General features: G+C 43.4%; 1 protein-coding gene. It reads left to right on the top strand.

Annotated elements, in window-relative coordinates:
* Positions 1 to 7: 7 nt before the first annotated feature.
* Positions 8 to 265 (top strand): class I SAM-dependent methyltransferase (locus AC0IYH_RS32030; RefSeq protein ID WP_471838326.1); only part of this gene is annotated, 258 nt, incomplete at its 3' end.

The following is a 265-nucleotide window of genomic DNA, read 5'->3' as shown; positions in this document are numbered from 1 at the left end:
GTATAGGATTATAGGTGGCGACGCTAGGAATATTCCTTTTAGTGACATGGCCTATGATATTGTGCATTCTAACAGCGTTATAGAGCATGTGGGGGATTGGCATGATATCCAATTAATGGCTCAAGAAGTACGAAGAATTGCACCACACTACTATGTGCAGACGCCGAATTACTGGTTCCCTTTTGAGCCCCATTTTAGAACCCCCCTGTTCCAGTATCTACCCCGCAAGATTCGAGCACTAATGATGTTGAAAATACGTTTAGGA

The organism is Pseudomonas sp. AC463, assembly GCF_979253585.1.
Note: the sequence above shows the minus strand (reverse complement) of the source record. Positions and strands in the feature narration are given on the sequence as shown.